The sequence below is a fragment of the Rhodophyticola porphyridii genome, from assembly GCF_003688285.1.
Classification (GTDB): Bacteria; Pseudomonadota; Alphaproteobacteria; order Rhodobacterales; family Rhodobacteraceae; genus Rhodophyticola; species Rhodophyticola porphyridii.
The window spans coordinates 250,691-270,942 of record NZ_RCNT01000004.1 but is presented as its reverse complement, the minus strand read 5'-3'; the positions used below and the strand labels follow the sequence as shown (position 1 = coordinate 270,942).

The 20,252-nt window shown below is 63.7% G+C and carries 16 protein-coding genes and 1 tRNA gene; 8 read left to right on the top strand and 9 right to left on the bottom strand.

Going from position 1 to position 20,252, the window contains the following annotated elements; genetic code table 11:
- Positions 1 to 114: 114 nt before the first annotated feature.
- Both D9R08_RS10100 and gyrA read right to left on the bottom strand, forming a co-directional pair.
- Positions 115 to 738 (bottom strand): DoxX family protein, encoded by a 624-nt coding sequence (locus tag D9R08_RS10100; RefSeq protein ID WP_121897920.1) that lies wholly within the window; start codon positions 736 to 738, stop codon positions 115 to 117.
- A 523-nt stretch (positions 739 to 1,261) separates the two neighbouring features.
- Positions 1,262 to 4,012: a DNA gyrase subunit A gene (gene gyrA, locus D9R08_RS10095; RefSeq protein ID WP_199709322.1), complete on the bottom strand. Its 2,751-nt coding sequence runs from the start codon at positions 4,010 to 4,012 to the stop codon at positions 1,262 to 1,264.
- 195 nt (positions 4,013 to 4,207) lie between these two features.
- Here gyrA and D9R08_RS10090 point away from each other — a divergent pair, with 195 nt between their 5' ends.
- Positions 4,208 to 4,477: an usg protein gene (locus D9R08_RS10090; protein WP_121897918.1), complete on the top strand. Its 270-nt coding sequence runs from the start codon at positions 4,208 to 4,210 to the stop codon at positions 4,475 to 4,477.
- Positions 4,478 to 4,530: 53 nt separating this feature from the next.
- Here D9R08_RS10090 and D9R08_RS10085 read toward each other — a convergent pair whose 3' ends face one another.
- On the bottom strand, positions 4,531 to 5,583 hold the full coding sequence (locus D9R08_RS10085) for an ornithine cyclodeaminase (RefSeq protein WP_121897917.1): 1,053 nt from the start codon (positions 5,581 to 5,583) through the stop codon (positions 4,531 to 4,533).
- A complete protein-coding gene (gene rocF, locus D9R08_RS10080; RefSeq protein WP_121897916.1) occupies positions 5,580 to 6,512 on the bottom strand; it encodes an arginase in 933 nt (310 codons plus the stop codon). The genes D9R08_RS10085 and rocF overlap by 4 nt, the downstream gene beginning before the upstream one ends.
- A gap of 117 nt (positions 6,513 to 6,629) precedes the next feature.
- On the opposite strand from rocF, the gene D9R08_RS10075 reads away from it, so the two are divergent.
- A complete protein-coding gene (locus D9R08_RS10075) occupies positions 6,630 to 7,064 on the top strand; it encodes an Lrp/AsnC family transcriptional regulator (RefSeq protein ID WP_121897915.1) in 435 nt (144 codons plus the stop codon).
- Positions 7,065 to 7,068: 4 nt separating this feature from the next.
- Here the strand turns inward: D9R08_RS10075 and D9R08_RS10070 are convergent, their stop codons facing one another.
- Positions 7,069 to 7,548 (bottom strand): disulfide bond formation protein B, encoded by a 480-nt coding sequence (locus tag D9R08_RS10070; protein WP_121897914.1) that lies wholly within the window; start codon positions 7,546 to 7,548, stop codon positions 7,069 to 7,071.
- The gene (locus D9R08_RS10065; protein WP_121897913.1) at positions 7,545 to 8,123 is read right to left on the bottom strand and encodes a YqaA family protein; all 579 of its coding nucleotides are present in this window, start codon (positions 8,121 to 8,123) and stop codon (positions 7,545 to 7,547) included. Before D9R08_RS10065 ends, D9R08_RS10070 begins: the two co-directional genes overlap by 4 nt.
- Before the next feature lie 256 nt (positions 8,124 to 8,379).
- On the opposite strand from D9R08_RS10065, the gene D9R08_RS10060 reads away from it, so the two are divergent.
- The 5 genes from D9R08_RS10060 to D9R08_RS10040 all read left to right on the top strand — a co-directional run bounded on the left by D9R08_RS10060 (position 8,380) and on the right by D9R08_RS10040 (position 12,934).
- Positions 8,380 to 9,432 carry a TRAP transporter substrate-binding protein gene (locus D9R08_RS10060; RefSeq protein WP_325048877.1) on the top strand — a complete coding sequence of 351 codons (1,053 nt, stop codon included), beginning with the start codon at positions 8,380 to 8,382 and terminating at the stop codon, positions 9,430 to 9,432.
- An 86-nt stretch (positions 9,433 to 9,518) separates the two neighbouring features.
- Complete coding sequence (locus D9R08_RS10055; RefSeq protein ID WP_121897911.1) at positions 9,519 to 10,772, top strand: flavin-dependent oxidoreductase; 1,254 nt, start codon at positions 9,519 to 9,521, stop codon at positions 10,770 to 10,772.
- 33 nt (positions 10,773 to 10,805) lie between these two features.
- Positions 10,806 to 11,390, top strand: coding sequence for a TRAP transporter small permease (locus D9R08_RS10050; protein ID WP_121897910.1), 585 nt, complete (start codon positions 10,806 to 10,808; stop codon positions 11,388 to 11,390).
- Complete coding sequence (locus D9R08_RS10045) at positions 11,387 to 12,754, top strand: TRAP transporter large permease (RefSeq protein WP_121897909.1); 1,368 nt, start codon at positions 11,387 to 11,389, stop codon at positions 12,752 to 12,754. Before D9R08_RS10050 ends, D9R08_RS10045 begins: the two co-directional genes overlap by 4 nt.
- Positions 12,755 to 12,849: 95 nt before the next feature.
- Positions 12,850 to 12,934, top strand: a tRNA-Leu gene (locus D9R08_RS10040).
- Positions 12,935 to 13,131: 197 nt separating this feature from the next.
- Here the strand turns inward: D9R08_RS10040 and D9R08_RS19110 are convergent.
- A complete protein-coding gene (locus D9R08_RS19110; protein ID WP_158598972.1) occupies positions 13,132 to 13,383 on the bottom strand; it encodes a hypothetical protein in 252 nt (83 codons plus the stop codon).
- A gap of 306 nt (positions 13,384 to 13,689) precedes the next feature.
- Here D9R08_RS19110 and D9R08_RS19520 point away from each other — a divergent pair, with 306 nt between their 5' ends.
- On the top strand, positions 13,690 to 17,031 hold the full coding sequence (locus D9R08_RS19520) for a Hint domain-containing protein (RefSeq protein WP_121897908.1): 3,342 nt from the start codon (positions 13,690 to 13,692) through the stop codon (positions 17,029 to 17,031).
- A 97-nt stretch (positions 17,032 to 17,128) separates the two neighbouring features.
- Here D9R08_RS19520 and D9R08_RS10030 read toward each other — a convergent pair whose 3' ends face one another.
- Complete coding sequence (locus D9R08_RS10030; protein ID WP_325048879.1) at positions 17,129 to 17,701, bottom strand: nucleotidyltransferase family protein; 573 nt, start codon at positions 17,699 to 17,701, stop codon at positions 17,129 to 17,131.
- Between the two features lie 91 nt (positions 17,702 to 17,792).
- Positions 17,793 to 20,207: a GcvT family protein gene (locus D9R08_RS10025; protein ID WP_121898000.1), complete on the bottom strand. Its 2,415-nt coding sequence runs from the start codon at positions 20,205 to 20,207 to the stop codon at positions 17,793 to 17,795.
- Positions 20,208 to 20,252: the final 45 nt, after the last annotated feature.

The window sequence follows — 20,252 nt, the reverse complement described above, 5'->3', positions numbered from 1 at the left end:
GCCCGGCGCCGTGTTGAAAACCCCCGCGATGCGCGCGCACCCCCCGGACATGGAAACGCCACCCCCGGGACACTGGGGATGGCGTTTCTCAGCAAGCGGTTTCGGGAAGGGAGATCAGCTTGCGATGGCGGTATCGTCGAGATCGGCGAAGATGTTTTCCACCTTTGCCGCCGCGACCCGGGCCCTGCGGTGCCGGGCAACGAAAGGGATCACTTCGCTTTCGGGCATCGGCGCGGGGGCGGCAGGTTCGACAGCCGGCGCGATGGGGGCAGGACGCTCGGTCTTGGCGCGGCCTTCGGCCAGAACAACCCGGCGCGGCGTGACCTTGTGACGGATCATCTTGCGCAACCGGTAGTCGCGCGGTGCATTTTCCGCATAGGTCAGCATGAGCGCGGCGACCAGAACCAGATCGCGCCAGAAGGCACCGAGTTCATCCGCGACGCCCAGTTCCAGCATCGTGAGATAGCTCGACAGGAAGGTCATCATACCGAGAATGAGGGCGGCCGGGCGCATGTAGAGCCCGATCATGACGAGAAAGGCCAGGCTGAAGACCACCATGGAGGCCAAGGGAGCGGCCAGTTGCTCGGGCGCGACCTGTGCAAGAAGCGGTGTCAGACTTGTTCCGGGGATCAGGTTCAAGCCGACGGCAAGGAAATATGACGCAATGACAATCCGCAGCAGGTTTTGTGCGGTGCTGTTCAGTGTGATCCGGTCTGCAGTGTGAGTATTCATGGTCATGCCCGCTTTTGCTGTGGACGTGTGCTCCGAGGAAACTTGCACCGTCCTCACCCCCAACCTTTCGGTCCCAGTGGGTTAATGGTGATTTCGAACTGTGGCGGCTTTGCGGGAAAACTGTGCAGAAATTGAAGTATTTCCACGACAAGAAACCGGCCATTCCGCGGCGGAAATGGTCGGTAAATGGGCCAGAATTGTGTTCTCTTGCCCCGGACGGGGCCGCAAGGTCAATGTTTTCTGGGTCTCTCACCCATGGTCATGACCGAAACAGGGGGCTTGGGTCAAGCTTTGGCCTGTTCCAATTCGGAAACGCAGTGTTCTGATAGACAATAGGGCGTTCGATCGGACCGAAACCTGTCTTTTTGGTCAGGTTATTGTTCGCAAACATGCAACAGTTGTTGAAAGCCGGTTTTCGGGGCCTGGGGGGCAAAACGCCGGGAAAGCCCGTTTCGGGGCGGGAATCGGCGCCGGACGGGGCAAGTGATTCGCCAGTTGGGGCGATAGGGCGTCCTGCCCATATCCTGCCCTATTCCGTCTCGCCCTCCGCCTCATCCTCCGCGCCCTGATCGGCGATCCAGGCGACACTCACCACCTCTTCGCCGGGCGCGGTGTTGAACACCTTGACGCCACCGGCGCTGCGGGAGCGGAAGGAGATGCCATCCACCGGAACGCGGATCGACTGGCCAGTGGAAGTCGCCAGCATGATCTGGTCGTCCATCTCCACGGGGAAGCTTGCCACAAGCGGGCCGCCGCGCATCGCCTTGTCGATGGCGGCCACGCCCTGGCCGCCGCGCCCGCGCACGGGATAGTCGTGGGAGGAGGAGAGCTTGCCCAGCCCGCCCGTTGTGATCGTCAGGATCAGATCCTCCGCCGCGGACATCTCCGCGTAGCGATCCTGCGCCAGCGCCAGATTGCCAGTGGCTTCCTCCTCCTCCTCGGAGGGGTCCTGCTCGTCCGTCAGCCCGGCCACGGCCCGGCGCATCTTGAGATAGGCGGCGCGTTCGTCGGCGCTGGCCTCGAAATGGCGGATCACGGCCATGGAGACGACCCGGTCGCCCTCGGGCAGGCGAATGCCGCGCACGCCGGTGGAATCGCGGCCCTTGAACACACGCACATCGGTGGTGCGGAACCGGATCGCGCGCCCGGCATTTGTGACCAGCATCACATCATCGTCTTCGGTGCAGATCCGGGCATTGACCAGCTGGACGGATCCGTCCTCGGGCAGTTTCATCGCGATCTTGCCGTTGGATTTCACGTTCGTGAAATCGCTCAGCTGATTGCGGCGGACATCGCCGGCGGTCGTCGCGAAGACAATCTGCAACTCGTCCCAGTGATCCTCATCCCGGTCGACGGGCATCACTGCGGCAATGCCCACGCCTGTGGGGATCGGCAGGATATTGACCACCGCCTTGCCGCGGGACGCGCGCGAGCCCTGCGGCAGGCGCCATGTCTTCAGCTTGTAGACCATGCCGTCGGAGGTGAAGAACAGAAGCGGTGTATGGGTATTGGCCACGAACAGGGACGTCACCACGTCGTCCTCTTTCAGTGCGCCGCCCGAGAGGCCCTTGCCACCCCGTTTCTGCGCGCGGAAATCGGCAAGCGGCGTCCGTTTGATATAGCCGCCCGCAGTGATCGTCACGACCATGTCCTCGCGTTCAATCAGGTCTTCGTCGTCCATATCGCCGGACCAGTCGACGATTTCGGTCCGACGCGGGACGGCGAATTGCTCCTTCACCTCGGCCAGTTCCGCCGCGATGATGGCCATGATCCGCTCCCGCGAGGCGAGGATGGCCAGGTAATCCTTGATCTTGCCGGCCAGCTCCTGAAGCTCGTCGGTCACTTCCTTGACGCCGATCTGCGTCAGGCGTTGCAGGCGCAGATCGAGGATCGCGCGGGCCTGCGTTTCGGACAGGTTATAGGTGCCGTCGTCATTCATCTTATGGGTCGGATCGTCGATCAGCCGGATGTAATCGGCGATCTCCCCGGCGGGCCAGCGGCGCGTCATCAGCGCCTCGCGAGCCTCGGCCGCATCGGCGGATTTCCTAATCGTGGCAACGACTTCGTCCACATTGCTGACAGCGACGGCAAGACCGCACAGCACATGGGACCGCTCGCGCGCCTTTCTGAGTTCGAATGCGGTGCGCCGGGCGACCACCTCTTCGCGGAAATCCAGGAAGGCGGTGAGAAAGCCGCGCAGGGTCAGCTGTTCGGGCCGCCCGCCGTTGAGCGCCAGCATGTTGCAGCCGAAATGCGTCTGCATCTGGGTGAAGCGGAACAACTGGTTCAGGACGACCTCGGGCGTGGCGTCGCGTTTCAGCTCGATCACCACGCGGACGCCGATACGATCGGATTCATCCTGAACCGCGCTGATGCCCTCGATCTTCTTTTCGCGCACCAGATCGGCGATCTTCTCGATCATCGAGGCTTTGTTCACCTGATAGGGAATCTCATCAAGAACAATCGCATAGCGGTCTTTCCTGATCTCCTCGATCCGGGCTTTCGCGCGGATGATGACGCTGCCGCGGCCTTCGAGATAGGCCTTTCGCGCGCCGGAGCGGCCCAGAATGATGCCGCCTGTGGGGAAATCGGGGGCCGGGACATATTCGATCAGTTCTTCGGAACTCAGATCCGGGCGTTCGATCAGCGCCTGGCAGGCGTCGATGACCTCGCCCAGATTGTGGGGCGGGATATTGGTGGCCATGCCCACCGCGATGCCGCCCGCGCCGTTGACCAGCATATTGGGGAAGCGGGCGGGCAGGACCGTGGGCTCCTGATCCTTGCCGTCGTAATTGTCCTGAAAATCGACCGTATCCTTGTCGATATCGCTCAGCAGGAACGCGGCAGGCTTGTCCATGCGCACTTCGGTGTAGCGCATCGCGGCGGGGTTATCGCCGTCCATGGAGCCGAAGTTGCCCTGACCGTCCAGCAGCGGAAGCGACATGGAGAAATCCTGCGCCATCCGCACCAGCGCGTCATAGATCGCGCTGTCGCCATGGGGGTGATACTTCCCCATGACATCGCCGACGGGGCGGGCCGACTTGCGGTAGGATTTGTCATGCGTATTGCCGGTTTCGTGCATCGCATAAAGGATCCGGCGATGGACCGGTTTCAGACCGTCACGCAGGTCTGGAATGGCACGCGAAATGATTACCGACATCGCATAATCGATGAAGGAGGTTTTCATTTCTTCGGAGATGTCGATGGACGGGCCGGAATACTCTGGGCGCTCCGGCACGGTTTCGTCCATGTTTTCAGGGGGTTCTGGCGTGTCAGTCACGCGGATGTGCTCGCTTTTGGCTGCGTCTATATTTTGTTGCCGCTGAGTATAACTGCAACTGCATATGGGGTGCAATGGGGGATGCGCGACCCGCTTGTCAGCCGGGGGAGCGCTTTGCTAACAAACTGTTTTTCTTGAAAGTTTACGAAGTCATGGCAAGCTGGAGGCAGGCAAGGGCAACAAGAGAGGTGCCTGATGGCAGAAACCGAGACCGAGTTGATGTTGAAGGGCTATGGGCTTACCACGGCGGAGATGGTCTATCGCATGCCGGATTTCCAAAGCGTTCTCAACACGTTCGTCTGGCAGGACTATGATCTGGCGCCGGATTACCCGCGGCTCTTCAAATTCATCGAGTTCTGGCAGGGCGAGATCGACGGGCCGCTGCATTCGGTTCGATTCACCCATCGCAAGATGATTGCGCCGGGGGAATGGCGGAACGTGGTGGGAGAGTTCCCGCTGCATTGACGGGACACGGGCGTGCCCGGCTGGCCGGTCCCGCAGGCGCGGCGGTGTCTGCGTCAGGGCCGCGCGCGCTGCAGCATGCCAAACAGATCCCGCGGATCGTCGGGGTCGGCCAGCAGGTCGAGCTGCTGGTAAAGCCCGGTCTCCTCCAGCCGGTCGCGGATATAGCGCAGGGCGGAGAAATCCTCGATCGCGAAGCCGACACTGTCGAACAGCGTGATCTGGGCTGGCGCGGTGCGGCCCGGGGCGGTGCCTGCGATCACCTGCCAAAGCTCGGTTACCGGATGATCGTCGTCCAGTTGCTGGATTTCGCCTTCGACCCGGGTCTGCGGCGGAAACTCCACGAAGATATCGGACCTCAGCAGGATGTCGCGATGCAGCTCGGTCTTGCCGGGGCAATCTCCGCCGATCGCGTTGATATGGATGCCGCTGCCGATCATGTTGTCGGTCAGGATGGTGGCGAATTGCTTGTCCGCCGTGCAGGTGGTGACGATCTGGGCGCCTTCCATTGCCTCTTCGGGGGTTTTGCAGGGGATGAGGGTGAGGCCCTGATCCCGGAGGTTCGCCATCGCCTTGGCGGTTGCGGCCGGGTCCACATCATAAAGACGCACCGTGTGGATGCCGCAGATCGCCCGGAAAGCGAGGCACTGGAATTCCGATTGCGCGCCATTGCCGATCATCGCCATCGTGGTGGCGTCCTGTGGCGCCAGATGGCGCGCAGCCATGGCCGACATCGCTGCCGTTCGCAGCGCGGTCAGCAATGTCATCTCACTCAGCAACATCGGATAGCCCGTTGCCACATCGGCCAGAAGCCCAAATGCGGTAACGGTTTGCAGGCCGTCCCTCATGTTTTTGGGGTGGCCGTTGACGTATTTGAAACTGTAGAGCGCCCCGTCGGATGTGGGCATCAGTTCGATCACGCCATCGGTGGAATGGGAGGCCACGCGCGGCGTCTTGTCGAAGAGCGGCCAGCGCCGGAAATCATCCTCGATATAATCGGCAAGGTCGCGCAGCATGCGGTCGAGCCCGACCTGATGGATCAGCTTCATCATTGCCGCGACGGAGACGAACGGGACGAAGGCGCGCTCGGAGGGTTGGGGCAGGCTCATGCGGCGAAGCTCCGTGTGGGGCGGTCGAAGACGCGACGGCCCATGAGAGAGGCGGTGAGATCGACCATCAGCGAGGCGGTGCGCCCGCGCTCGTCGAGAAACGGGTTCAGTTCGACAAGGTCGAGAGAGGTGACAAGCCCGGAATCGTGAAGAATTTCCATGACCAGATGCGCCTCCCGGAAGGTCGCGCCGCCGGGAACCGTGGTGCCGACCGCGGGCGCGATGGACGGGTCTAGGAAATCCACGTCGAGAGAGACATGCAGGAAGCCGTTTGCCGCAGCAACCCTGGACAGAAAGGCGCGAAGCGGCGGAGCGATGCCGTGTTCGTCGATCGCGCGCATGTCATGGGCGGCGATATCGGACTGCGCGAGGGCCGCGTTTTCCTGCGGGTCGACGGAGCGGAGCCCGAGGATGCAGACATTCTCCTGCGCGACAAGGGCAGGCGGCGGCGGAAAGGCGTCGAAGCCGCGCTGCCCCGTCACATAGGCAACCGGTGTGCCGTGCAGATTGCCCGAGGTGGTCGTCTCGGGCGTGTGGAAATCCGCATGCGCATCGAGCCAGAGCAGGAACTGGGGGCGGTTTCGGGCCGCCGCATGGGCCGCGACGCCCGCGACGGAGCCAAGCGACAGGCTGTGATCGCCGCCCAGAAAGATCGGGAACCCCTCGGCCATGGCGTCCCGCGCGGCGTCGGTCAGCGCCTCGGTCCAGGCGACCGTTTCGGCAAGATTGTGAAGGGCGGGGTTGACCGCGGACACCGCGCGGCGCGGGGCGGGGGCCAGATTGCCCAGGTCGCGGGTTTCGCGCCCGAGCGAGCCGAGCGCGGCGGCCAGTCCGGCGGTTCGATAGGCATCGGGGCCCATAAGACAGCCGGCGCGGCGTTTGCCGCTGTCGACGGGGGCACCAAGCAAAAGGCAGGGGGGCAGGGGCATGTGGGATCCGTTGGTTGCGCGTTTGCCTCTGAGTATCTGCCGGATCGGATTGGACAACAGGCATCAGATTGCGCAAGTTGAAGGCAGAACTGCCGGAATGTCAGCTATAGGTGCCGAATGGACAAAATGGATCAGGATCTGCTGGCGGCGTTGACGCGGGATGGCCGCGCCTCCCTGTCGGATCTGGCGGCGCTGCTTGGCGTGTCGCGCGCAACGGTGAGGACGCGGATCGACAAGATGCAGGCGCGGGGCGATATCGCCGGTTTCACGGTGCTGACCAAGGCCGATCTGGCACAGGCGGCGGTCAGGGGGCTGATGATGCTGGCGATTTCGGGGCCGGGAGCCGAGCGGGTCAGGCGGCGTCTTGTGGGGTTGATCGCGGTGCAGGCGGTGCATTCGACCAATGGCAAATGGGATCTGATCGTGGAGCTTGGCACCGAAACGCTGGAAGAGCTGGACCGGGTCTTGTTCGACATCCGCCGCATGGAGGGTGTGGAGACCAGCGAAACCAGCCTGTTGTTGACGACGCAGACCGGCGCTCGGCGCAGATAGAGGCCTATCCGGCCGTACGGCGGCGCATGGCGGCGGCAAACCAGATCATCGCCAGCGCCACGCTGGCCAGCCCGTTCCAGCTGGCCATGGAGAGGCCGAGCATTTCCCATGCGACCTCGTCGCACAAAACGATTCTGGGCCCGGTATCGGTGGCCAGAAGGTCACTTGCCGACATCGCGCCCAGATCCTGTCCCGCCGCACCGGTGCAGCTTTGCGGCCCTTCCCACCAGTCGCGTTCGACGCCGGTGTGGAAGAGCGCGATCCCGGCATTGACCACCATGCTGAGCCCACCCAGAACGGCGATGGCTGCCGCGGGAACGGCCGCCCCAACAGCGGCAATGGCGATGGCCGCGGCATGGGGCCAGCGTTGCCAGAGGCACATCGCGCAGGGGGCCAGACCGCCGATATGCTGAAAGCCGAAAGCCGCCAGCAGCAGCGCCGCCGAGCCGAGCCCGGACAGAAGGATCAGACTTCGCCGCGTCACAGGAACCTCACCACGTAAAACCCTCCAAGGAGCAGTATCACGAAGAGGGTGAACATCAAGCCGAGGCGCCGCTCGATGAAATCACGAATAGGTGCGCCATAGTGGCGGAGCAATGCGGCGACGATGAAGAAGCGCATGCCGCGCGCGATGATCGAGGTGACGATGAAGGTGCCGAGCGGCAGCCCGGTCCAGCCCGACATGATGGTGATGACCTTGTAGGGAAACGGGGTCAGCCCGGCGATCAGCACCGGCCAGAAGCCCAGGTCGTTGAAGCGGGTGTTGAATTCGGCCATCGCATCGGCCTTGCCGAGGGATGCGAGGATCGGCTGGCCCAACTGCTCGTAGAAGAAATAGCCGATGCCGTAGCCCGCCAATCCGCCCAGCACCGACGCGACCAGGCAGACGCCCGCGATCAGGAACGCGCGGTGGGGCGCGGCCAGGATCATCGGGATCATCAGGATATCCGGCGGGATCGGGAAAACGGAGCTTTCGGCGAAGGAAATGGCCGCCAACACCAGCAGCGCATGCGGGTGCCCCGCCATTCGCATCGTCCAGAAATAGAGCTTTCCGATCATTGCCGTCCTTTCCTGAACCGTTCAGGCGCGATGCCGCATCGGCCCGCACAGGTCAACACGTCGGGTGCAAAAAAGCTGATGACAAACCCGACCGACTGGTTAAGAATACTTGCGGGGAGGCGAACGGTCCCGGTCGTTGCGTTTGGAACGATCGCCCGCGAAAAGCTTTGACGCTGCGGGGAAGCTGGGGCTTAGTCTTCGCGACGAGACAAGGGAATTTGGCATGATGCCGGATTTAGGGAGGATCAGAATGAACATGACGCTGAAAACAGCGGCCATCGGGCTTGTGGCCCTTGGCATGGGGGCGATGGGCCAGGCGGGCATCGCGCAGGCGCAGGCGGAAGTCACGCTGCGCTGCCAGCATTTTCTGCCGCCGATGGGATCGGTGCCGCGCTTTTTCATGGAGCCGTGGGCCGCGGCGATCGAGGAGCAATCGGGCGGTCGGATCGATGTGGAGCTATATCCCGCGATGCAACTGGGCGGTGCCCCGCCGGCGCTGTACGACCAGATCCGCGACGGGGTGATCGACTGCGGCTGGGCCTTGCCGGCCTATACGCCCGGGCGTTTCCCCGAGGCGGAGGTAATGGAACTGCCCTTCATGACCTCGATGAATGCCGAGGACAGCAGCCGCGCCGCGTGGGAGTTCACCGAAGAGTTCATGATGGACACCAGGTTTGCGGATATCCACGTGATGGCGGTGCATGTGCACGGGCCGGGCGTGATCCACAAGACCGGCGCCCCGATCGAGGCGATTGCAGATTTCGACGGGCTGCAACTGCGCGGCCCCTCCCGCCAGGCCAACGCGCTTCTGGAGCGTCTGGGTGCCACGCCCGTGGGCATGCCGGTTCCGGCCTTTCCCGAGGCCCTGTCGCGCGGGGTGGTCGATGGCGGCGTGATCCCGTGGGAGGTCGTGCCTGCCCTGCGGGTGGAGGAACTTGCCGACAGCCACACCCAGATCGGCGGCGACCGGGCGCTTTACAACACCTTCTTCATCTGGGGCATGAACAACGACACATATGCCAGCCTGCCGGATGACCTGCGCGCGATCATTGACGCCAATTCCGGGATCGACACCTCGGCTGCGGCCGGGGCGGCGATGGACCGGGGCGACACGATCGCCGAAGAGGCCATCACCGCGCGCGGAAACACCATCGTGACGCTGAGCGATGACGTGGTGGCCGAACTGCGCGCCGTGGGCGACGAGGTGACGGCGGCCTGGGTCGAGGAGATGAACGGTCTTGGCCTCGACGGGGCGGCGATGGTCGAGTTCGCCCGCGCGGCCGTGGCCCGCCACGATACGGCCAACTGATCCACCGGCCTCGGGCGGCGCATCGCGCGCCGCCCGAGGCCTCTTTGTTTTCCTGACATGACAGATAGCGGGGGCAACGCGGGGCCATGACGGTGATCATCGCAGGCGCGGGGATTGGCGGGCTGACACTGGCCCTGTCGCTGCATCAGCAGGGCATTCCGTTTCGCGTCGTGGAGGCGGTGAGTGCCCTCAAGCCGATGGGCGTCGGCATCAATCTGCAACCCCATGCGGTGCGTGAGCTTTATGAACTGGGGCTGGAGGCGGATCTCGAGCGGATCGGCCTGCGCACAGGCGAGGTGGCCTATTTCTCTGCCCAGGGCAATCCGATCTGGTCCGAGCCGCGGGGCACGGAGGCCGGATATAACTGGCCGCAATACTCGATCCATCGCGGGGAGCTTCAATTTTTGCTGCTGCGCAGTCTGCAGGCCCGCGCGGGCATGGACATCGTGCAGACCGGCACAGCGCTTGCGGATTGGGAGGAGCACCCCCATGGCATCCGCGCCCGGCTGATCGACCGGGCCACCGGGGCACGGCGGGACGATCTGGACGGGGAGCTGCTGATAGCCTGCGACGGCATCAATTCCACCGCCCGGGCGAAGTTGTATCCCGACGAGGGCGGCGCGGTCTGGCGTGGCACAATGATGTGGCGCGGCATCACCGATGGCCCTGCGTTCCTGAGCGGGCGGTCGATGGCGATGGCGGGCACGGCGGATCGGAAATTCGTCTGCTATCCGATCGAGGACAATGGCGACGGCACGGTGCGGATCAACTGGGTTGCCGATCTGGCACTGCCGCCGGGGACCGACTGGAACCGGCAGGACTGGACCCGTGAGGGGCGGCTTGGCGACTTTGCCCCGCACTTCGCCGACTGGTCGTTCGACTGGCTGGACATCCCCTGGGTCATCGCCAATGCCGAAGGGATCTGGGAATATCCGATGGTGGACCGTGACCCGCTGCCGCAATGGTCCTTCGGGCGGGTGACGCTGCTTGGCGATGCGGCCCATGCGATGTATCCCATCGGTTCTAACGGGGCGAGCCAGGCGATACTGGATGCCCGCGTGCTGACCCGCGAAGTCATGCGCCATGGCCGCGCGCCGGAGGCGCTGGCCGCCTATGACGCGGCCCGGCGCGAGGATGTGAACAAGATCGTTCTGGCCAATCGCGGGGACGGGCCGGACAAGGTGCTGGATGTGGTGGCCGCGCGTGCGCCGGACGGGTTCGAGACGATCGGTGATGTGATGAGCGCCGAGGAGCTGGCCCGGGTGGCGCAAGGCTACAAGGCGCTGGCAGGCTTCGACGTGGAGACGCTGAATGCGCGCCCGTCGCTGATAGAGATGTAACGGCCGCGCGCCACGAAAGAGATAGGGACAACAATGGCACTGGCACCCAGATGGGAGGCGGCGACAGGCCGCGTGATGGAGCGGATGGCCCGGGGGCTGGCCTATTTCGGCGGCTTCCTTTTGGCAGCAGTGGCGGGGATGGTCTGCGTCTCGATCATCGGGCGGGCGCTCGACGGGTTCGGGCTTTCGCCGATCAAGGGCGACTACGAACTGGTGGAGGCGGGATGCGCAATTGCGGTCTTTGCGTTCCTGCCGTGGTGTCAGCTCAAGCGCGGCCATGTCGCGGTGGATATCGTGGTGCAGAACATGCACCCCCGCGTGAAGGCGTTTTCCGGGCTTGTCGGGGACATCCTGCTGGCGATCGTGGCTTATGTGATCCTGTGGCGGATCTGGCTGGGGTTCGGAGAGAAGTTTCCCTATGGCTCGGACGGGCTGCGGGCGTGGTTCGGCTTCGGTCCGCGGCCGTTCTTCCCCGAGACGACCTATGAGCTGGAGATCCCGACCTGGATCCCCTACGGGCTTTCGGTGCTGGGAGCGGCGCTGTTCTTCGTTGTCGCGCTCTACACGGTCTGGCGATCCATCAACTGGGTCTCCGTCGGATACGAGGCCGCAGCATGACCGGCTTGGAACTCGCGATGATCGCGTTCGCATTGATGTTGCTGGCGATTTTCCTGCGCGTGCCGATTGGCGTGGCGATGGCGGTGACCGGTTTCGTGGGCACCTGGGTTGTGCTGGGCCGGCCCTCGGCGCCGCTCAGCCAGTTGAAATCGCTGACCTATGACACGTTTTCCAACTACAACCTGTCGATTGTGCCGTTGTTTCTGCTGATGGGGCAGTTCGCGACGAAATCGGGCATGTCGGGGGCGCTGTTTCAGGCGGCGTCCGACTGGCTGGGTCATCGGAAGGGCGGCGTGGCCATGGCCGCGGTGGGCGCCTGCGCGGGCTTCGGCGCGGTCTGCGGCTCGTCGCTGGCCACCGCGTCGACCATGGGGCAGGTGGCGCTGCCGGAGATGCGCAAGCGCGGCTATTCCGACAGTCTGTCGACCGGGGTTCTGGCGGCGGGCGGCACGCTTGGCATCCTGATCCCGCCATCGATCATCCTGGTGATCTACGCGATCCTCGCGCAGCAGAACATCGTGAAGATGTTCGTGGCGGCACTGATCCCGGGCATTCTGGCGGCAATCGGCTACATGCTGACCGTCGCGATCTATGTCCGGATCCGCCCGGGCGCGGCCACGACCGCCGACCGGGTGCCGATGGCGCAGCGGTTCAGGACGCTGGCGGGCATCTGGCCCGTCGTGGTGATCTTCGGGCTGGTGATGGGCGGTATCGCGGCGGACTGGAACTGGGCGCAGGACGGTGTTCAGGCGCTGTTCACGCCGACCGAAGGCGCTGCCGTCGGGGCCGTGGCCACCGGGCTTTACGGGCTGGCGACCGGCGGGCTGACATGGAAGGGATTTCTGGACTCGGTTCTGGCCACCGCGCAGGCCACGGCGATGATCTTCTTCATCGTGCTGGGCGCGCAGCTGTTCAACTCCTTCCTGGCGTTCACCCAGGCGCCCGCGCAACTGGTGGAGTGGATCACGACGCAGGGATTTGCCCCGCTTCTGGTGCTGTCGATCATGCTTGTCGCCTATCTGATCTTCGGCTGCGTGATGGACTCGCTGTCGATGATCCTGCTGACCATTCCGATCTTCTTTCCGATCATTCAGGCGCTGGAGTTCAACATTCTGGGCTATGCCCTGACACCCGAGGAGGCCGCGATCTGGTTCGGGATCCTGGCGCTGATCGTGGTGGAGGTGGGGCTGATCACGCCGCCGGTGGGAATGAACCTCTTCATCATCAATTCGATGGCGCGCGACATCCCGATCGTGCGGACCTATGCGGGCGTCGCTCCCTTCGTCGCGTCCGACCTGATCCGGGTTGTGGTGCTGGTGGCGTTTCCGGGGATCACCCTGTGGCTGGTGGGCGTGATGTTCTAGGCAGGGGCCGGAATGCGCCTGCGCCGGCGGGTGATCGGGGGGCCATGTTCCCCCGTTGACCTTGCTTCGGCGCGGCGCTAGACGGACATTTCTGGGCCCGAGTGGCGGAATTGGTAGACGCAGGGGATTCAAAATCCCCCGCCGCAAGGCTTGTCGGTTCGAGTCCGACCTCGGGTACCAGCCCAATCGCAGATGGTTCCGGCCCGGACGATTCGCCGGATTCCGCGTTTCACCGTGGCGAAGCCGGCCCGAACCTGACCTTTTAGACAGGTTTTCAGCCAGCGCATTCGTGCCACAATCTCGCCTGATTTCGATTACGGTTGACACATTGTTTCCGCGTGGCGGCAAATCGGTGTTTCCGAAACTGAAACAATAAATCAGAAAATTGATAGTCTGTCCGCACGGCAGAGACGGTTGAAAGCGCGTTCGAAACCGGCGGATTTCCGCTCAAACACCAATTTTTCAAGGGTCGTCCAAGCTAGTGCACTCAATTGGAAGAAAAAAAGGAGCGGCGGAGCAATGCTGGATTCCGTCATGCATACTGTTGTTGCCGACAGGCCGTCCGGCCACGACTTCGACACTTTTAGAACATTTTTCGCTTCTGGAACGGGCATCTTCGGGTTAACCAAACCGGGAGCCCAACTGGGGGGCGATGTCTGTTCAAGGCCACGGGGGCGGCCGCACATACCGCGTCATCGCGATGCGAAGAGATGTGCGTACCGCAGGGTTGCGATCTGCAACTTGTGGCGCGTGGATCCGATGCCGTTGGGCGTGACCAACGGCCGGACCATCCGTTGATAACGGACCTCTTCCTTCAATTCATGGCGGGAATGTGCGCGCTGCCCAAGTGTTTCGGCATCGCTCGGCTGTAATTGCAGAACGCACCCTCTGTCAGAACGACAGGCCGGTGTCACGAAGAGACGGAGTGTACGAGTGTGACCAATTTTAACGAGTCTTTTGCCGCGAACCTGGTTGGGCTTTGGGACTTCCGCAGCGGCTCCGAAACGCGGGATACGGGTCTTGACGACGGTTTTGCCCAGAACGGACATATCCAGGGCGGAGCCACGATCTCGGGCGATCAGTTGCACACCAATGGCAGTTCCGGCCTGTTCGACGTCAATGGCGGCACCCTGTCAAACGGGGATGGCACATCGCAATTCCCGGGCAACGACACACCCTTCGATCTGGATCGTGGCACGCTCATTGTGGAGTTCACCCAAGAACATCATGTGGGCTCCGGCCCTGATACGATCGTCAACCGCGGGGAGTTGAACGATGCCGGCAGAGAGGGCTTTTTCGAGCTTCGTGTGACCCAGGACGGGGCTGTGGAGGTCATGCATTGCGTGCCCGGCATCGACTCGATCCTGTCGACCGGGCCGGGCTTTTTCGAGGAAGGCGACACCGTAAAGGCCTATTACATCTGGGACGAAAGCACCGGTAACCAGCTTGTGGTGGAGAATGTCACCACCGGCGACAGCACCGAGGTATCCAGCAGCACGACCGGGCTGACCTTCGACATCACCGACAATGACGACGAAAGCTTTACCTTCGGGGCGCGCGAGGCGGATGACGGCCGCTACAGCAACTATTTCGACGGCGCGATCGACTACGTGGCGATCTTCGATGCCGATGTGCTCGCCGAATCCGGCGACATGATCGTCGAGGGGTCCAGCGGCGACGATCTGATCGACGCAGGCTATACCGGCGACCCGGACACACCGCCCGATCAGATCGACAACGCGGTCGTGGACGGTACGGATGCCGACACCGTGGTGGCCGGCGCGGGCAACGATACGGTCGAGGCGGGGGCCGGTGACGATCTGGTCTACGCAGGCAGCGGCGATGACAGCGTCGATGGCGGCGCGGGCGATGACACGCTGATCGGCGATGACAATACCGGCCAGCCGCTTACCGGAACGCGCGAGAAATTCGAATGGGATCTGGCGCCCGACCCGAACGGCGCGCCGCCGATCGAAAACGGCGACGATCTGACCGGGTTCACCCAGAACACCGGCAGCGTCGATGTGAGCTTCTCGGTCCTGTCCGAGCGGGGCGGTGTGGACACGGAGTTCGCCAGCAACAATCAGAACATCGCCGGTATTCAGGGCGATGGCGATCCGGTTGACGACAACAGCTCGCTGAGCAGCGATCTGGATAACAGGGGTGATTTCGCCAAGTACCAGCTGAAATTCTCCGAGCCGGTCGAAAACGTCTCCTTCCGGGTCAACGATATCGACGGCGACGGCGTGGTCAAAATCCGCGCCTTCGACAAGGACAACATGCCGATCGAGGTCTCGCTGACCGCCGGTGGCCGGTTGACCCTGTCCGACACCGATGGCGTGCCCGGCGCCGATACGGCCGACAGCAATGGCGGCTATCAGAGCGACACGAGTGCGAATTATTCGATCCTGGTTGATATTCCCGGTCCCGTCGACCGGATCGAGATCACCCATTCCCAGAACGGTGGCGGCGACAGCGGGATCAACGTCACGGATGTGTATTTCGACACGATCGGCCTCATCGATGACGGAGCGGCGGGTAGTGACACGCTGGACGGCGGGGACGGGAACGACCTGATCCTCGGCAATGGCGGCGACGATCTGCTGCGCGGAGGCGCGGGGGACGACACCGTCGAAGGCGGCGACGGCGATGACGAGTTGCGTGGCAACACCGGCGATGACGTCATCGATGGCGGCGCGGGCAATGACAGCATGGGTGGTGCCGAGGGCGACGACACGATCACGGGTGGCGCGGGCGAAGACACGCTGACCGGCGGTTCGGGCAATGACAGCCTGGATGGCGGCGCGGATGCCGACACCATCAATGGCGGATCGGGCAATGACACGGTCACCGATAACGACGGCGACAATCTGATCAACACCTCCGATGGGTCGCTTTCGGCGTTGCCGGATCGCGGGTTTCCCTTCGTGCCGGGCTCGCAGGACCAGAATACCGAGAACGACCGCGATCTGGTTACGACCGGCGATGGCAACGACACCATCACCACCGGCGATGACCGCGACACGATCGATGCGGGCGATGGCGACAATGTCATCGACGCGGGCTTTGACGACGATCAGGTGACATCCGGCGCCGGCGCCGATCTGATCACCAGCGGTGAAGGATCGGACACGGTCAATTCCGGCGACGGCGACGACACGATCTATGGCGGGCTTGGACCGAGCTTCCCGGATGTGGTGAATATCCCCGACGTGAACCCCGATGGGCCTAACGATCCGATCCTCGACAACGGCGATGACCTGATCAACGCGGGCGGCGGCAATGACCTTGTCTTCGGCGAAGACGACAATGACACGATCTATGGCGGCGCGGGCAACGATACGCTTGATGGCGGCATTGATGACGACGAGATCACCGGCGGCAGCGGCGATGACAGCATCATCGGCGGGCAGGGCGCGGATGCGATGTTCGGCGGGGATGACAAGGACACCTTCGCGATCGGCCCGGATGGCGACGGCATCGGCGATTACATCGAAGGCGGCGAAGGCGGCGAAGACAACGACACGCTGGATCTGTCCAGCGCCGGGCCGCTGAAGATCAATTTCGACGATGCGGTCGACCCCGGTGGCACCCCGGGCGAATCCGGCACGGTGACCTTCTTCGACGGCAATGGATATGCGCCCGAGAACGTCACCGGCACGCTGACATTCAAGGAGATCGAGAATGTCATCCCCTGCTTTACGCCGGGCTCGCGCATCGCGACGCCGAAGGGTGAGGTTCCGGTGGAGACCCTGCGCGAAGGCGACAAGATCATCACCCGCGACAACGGCATTCAGGAAATCCGCTGGATCGGCACCCGTACCCTGAACCGGTCGGAACTGCGCCGCGCGCCCTATCTGCGCCCGATCCTGATCAAGGCGGGAGCGCTTGGCGATGGCTTGCCGGAGCGCGACATGATGGTGTCGCCACAGCACCGGATGCTGGTTTCTGGCGACCGCACGCAGCTTTACTTCGAGGAAAGCGAGGTGTTGGTCGCGGCCAAGCACCTGGTTGATCACAGCGCGGTTCAGTGGGTGGACCCGCTGCGCGCGACCTATGTGCATTTCATGTTCGATCACCACGAAGTCGTGTTGGCCGACGGGGCATGGACCGAAAGCTTCCAGCCGGGAGACCAGTCCCTCGGGGCGATGGGCAATGGCGCGCGCACCGAGATCCTGGAGATCTTCCCCGAACTGAAAACCCCGGCGGGTCGCGAAACCTATGTGGCGGCCCGGCGCGCCTTGAAAAGCCATGAGGCCAAGCTGCTGACGCGGTAGGTGCGGCGGCGTCTTTGCGGCCTTACGGGCCGGGCCCGATCCGGCGCGCGCCGGTGCGGCGCCACGCCCGAGGTTCAGGATGATAAGGGCGGTCTTTCTACAGGCCGCCCTTGTGCGTAGCGCGCCAGCTTGCCCACTCCTCGGGCGTGTCCAGATCGATCAATGCGCGCCGGCCTTTCAGGGGAACCAGATGGGTCCGGTTTGCATGGGCTTTCAGAACCTCGCGCGCGCCCGTGTCGCCGGTGAGTTTTTGCAGTGCGGGAAACAGGTCGGCGGGGAGAAGCACAGGGTGGCCGGGTGTGCCGTCTTCGCCCGCGGCCCGCAGGATCGCAGTCGGCACTCTTGCATGAAGCGCCAGGATCAGATGCAGATCATGGGCGGTGATCTCGGGCATATCCGCCAGAACGATCAGCGCGGCCGACGCAGTGACACCGGCGATCCCGGCGGTGATTGAGGCGGCCATGCCCGCGCCTTCGGGCGCTTCGACGATCTCGCAAGGAATGCCTTTCAGCGCGGCGCGCCGGGCGGGCTGATCTGGCCCGAGCACGACCCGCGTGGCTCCCGCCCTCGCGCAGCGTCGGCCCATGACCGTGAGAAGCGGTTGGTCATCGATCGGTTCGAGAAGCTTGTCCGTGCCGCGCATGCGTGTCGCGCGGCCGGCGGCGAGCAGAAGAAGGATGGGATCGGATGAAGAGATGTCGAAACCTCCGGCGGGAATGTCCGGCGCGGGAAAGAGGGCGCGCCCTGACCGTTATGGCAGATCAGCCTCGCATGCGGGCGCCATCGGCGTCAAAAAGTGGCGTGGTGATCAGCCGGGCGGGGCGCATGTCGCCGAGGATCTCGATTTCCACCTCAAGCCCGTCTTCGGCGCGGCCGGTCGGAACGAAGCCGAGGGCGATGGACTTGCCCGCGTGGTGGGAGTAGCCGCCGGAGGTGCAGAACCCCTGCACGCTGCCATCCAGCCAGATCGGTTCATAGGCATTCACATCCGCATCGGCGGCGTCCACCTCGAAGGCGCAGAGCTTGCGTGCCGGGCCCGTCGCCTGCTCGGCTTCGGCGGCGGCGCGCCCGATGAAATCCACGGGCTTCCCGAAGCTGATGAACCGGTCGAGCCCGGTTTCCGCCGGGGTGTAGTCGGGGGAATACTCCCGAAGCCAGGAGCCGAAGAACTTGTCGAGCCTGAGCGACATCATCGCGCGCATGCCGAAGGGGCGGAGCCCGAAGGCCTGCCCTGCCTGCCAGAGCAGATCCCAGAGTGCGCGATGTTCCATCGCATCGACATAAATCTCATATCCCAGATCGCCGGTATAGCTGACCCTCTGGACGAGTGCGGTGGAAAACCCGAGTTGGAGCGCCTTGACATCCATGAAGCGAAACGCCCCGGCACCGACATCGGCGCGGGTCACCTCTTGCAGGAGGGCGCGCGCATTGGGCCCCGCAATCTGGAAGCCGGTTCTGGTGTCGGAGATGTTACTCACATGAACATCGCCTTCCAACCAATTGTCAAACCATCGCAAATGGTAATCCTGAGCGCCATAGCTCGCGGTCAGCTGAAACTCCGTCTCTGACAGGCAGGAGATCGTGAAATCGCCGATCAGCCGGCCGTTCTGGTTCAGCATCGGGGTCAGAGACAGGCGGCCCGGAGCAGGCACGCGGCCCGCCATGACCCGATCGAGCCAGCCGCGCGCGTCGCGCCCGATGACCAGATACTTGCCGAAATTCTGCAACTCGTTGATGCCGACGGCTTCCCGCACTGCCCTGACCTCCCGCGCGGTGGCCGCGAAGGCATTGGACCGGCGAAAGGACGGGGTCTCGTACCGCGGTTCGCCGTCTCCGGCGAAGTAGTTGGCAACCTCCAGCCCGTATTGCTGGCCCCAGACGGCGCCCATCCGGTCGAACACGTCGTAAAGCGGCGTCGTGCGAAACGGCCGGGCGGCGGGCAGCTCTTCGTTGGGATAGGCGACGGAAAAGCGGTTCCGGTAGTTCTCGATCACCTTCGGCAGGGTGTAGCCGGGCGTGAGGATGCGCCCGAAACGGGCGATATCCATGGCGAAGACATCGCGGTCGGGCGTGCCATCGACCATCCATTGCGCCAGCGTCAGCCCGACGCCGCCACCCTGGCTGAACCCGGCCATGACGCCGCAGGCCGACCAGTAATTGCGCAGGCCCGGCACCGGGCCGACCAGCGGGTTGCCATCGGGGGCGAAGGTGAAGGGCCCGTGGATCACGGATTTCACCCCGGCGGTTTCGAGGATGGGGAAACGTTTGTAGGCGAAGGCGATGCTGTCTTCGATCTTGTCGAAATCATCGGGCAGCAATTCATGGCCGAAGCTCCAGGGCGTGCCATCCACCGCCCAGGGTTTGCAGGGCTGCTCGTAAAAGCCGATGCAAAGCCCGCGCCCCTCCTGCCGCAGATAGCTCTCGCCGGCGGGGTCCATCACATGGGGATGTTCGGTCGCGCGCTCGTAGATCTCGGCGATCTCGTCGGTCACGATGTACTGGTGCTCCATCGGGTGAAGAGGCAGATAGACGCCCGCCATCGCCCCCACCTCGCGGGCCCAGAGACCGGCGGCATTGACCACATGTTCGGCATGGATCGTGCCCTTTTCGGTGACCACATCCCAGGTGCCATCCACACGAGGGTTGGTTTCCAAAACCTTGCAATGCATGGTGATTTCCGCGCCACCCATCCGCGCCGCCCTGGCGTAGGCATGGGTCGTGCCGGACGGATCAAGATGGCCGTCGAGCGGGTCGTAAAGCGCGCCGAGGATACCATCGATATTGGTGATGGGGGCGACCTGTTTTATCTCCTCGGGGCCGAGGATTTCGGTCTCCAGCCCCATGAAGCGATGCTTGGCGCGCTCCGCCTTCAGCATGTCGAAGCGTTCCTGCGTGTCGGCCAGCGTCACGCCGCCCACATGGTGCAGCCCGCAGGAGAGGCCCGTCAGCTCCTCCAGTTCGCGATAAAGCCGGATCGTATAGCCCTGAAGAGCGGCCATGTTGGTATCGCCGTTCAGGGTGTGAAACCCGCCCGCGGCGTGCCATGTGGACCCGGATGTCAAGTCCGAGCGTTCCAGGAGCATCACATCCGACCAGCCCAGTTTGGTCAGATGGTAGAGGACCGAAGCGCCGACGACACCGCCGCCGATAACGCAAACCCGGGTGGTGGTGTTCATGAGGCTCTCCGTTTCGTAATGTGGTGCAGGGTTGCGCCCGGCATA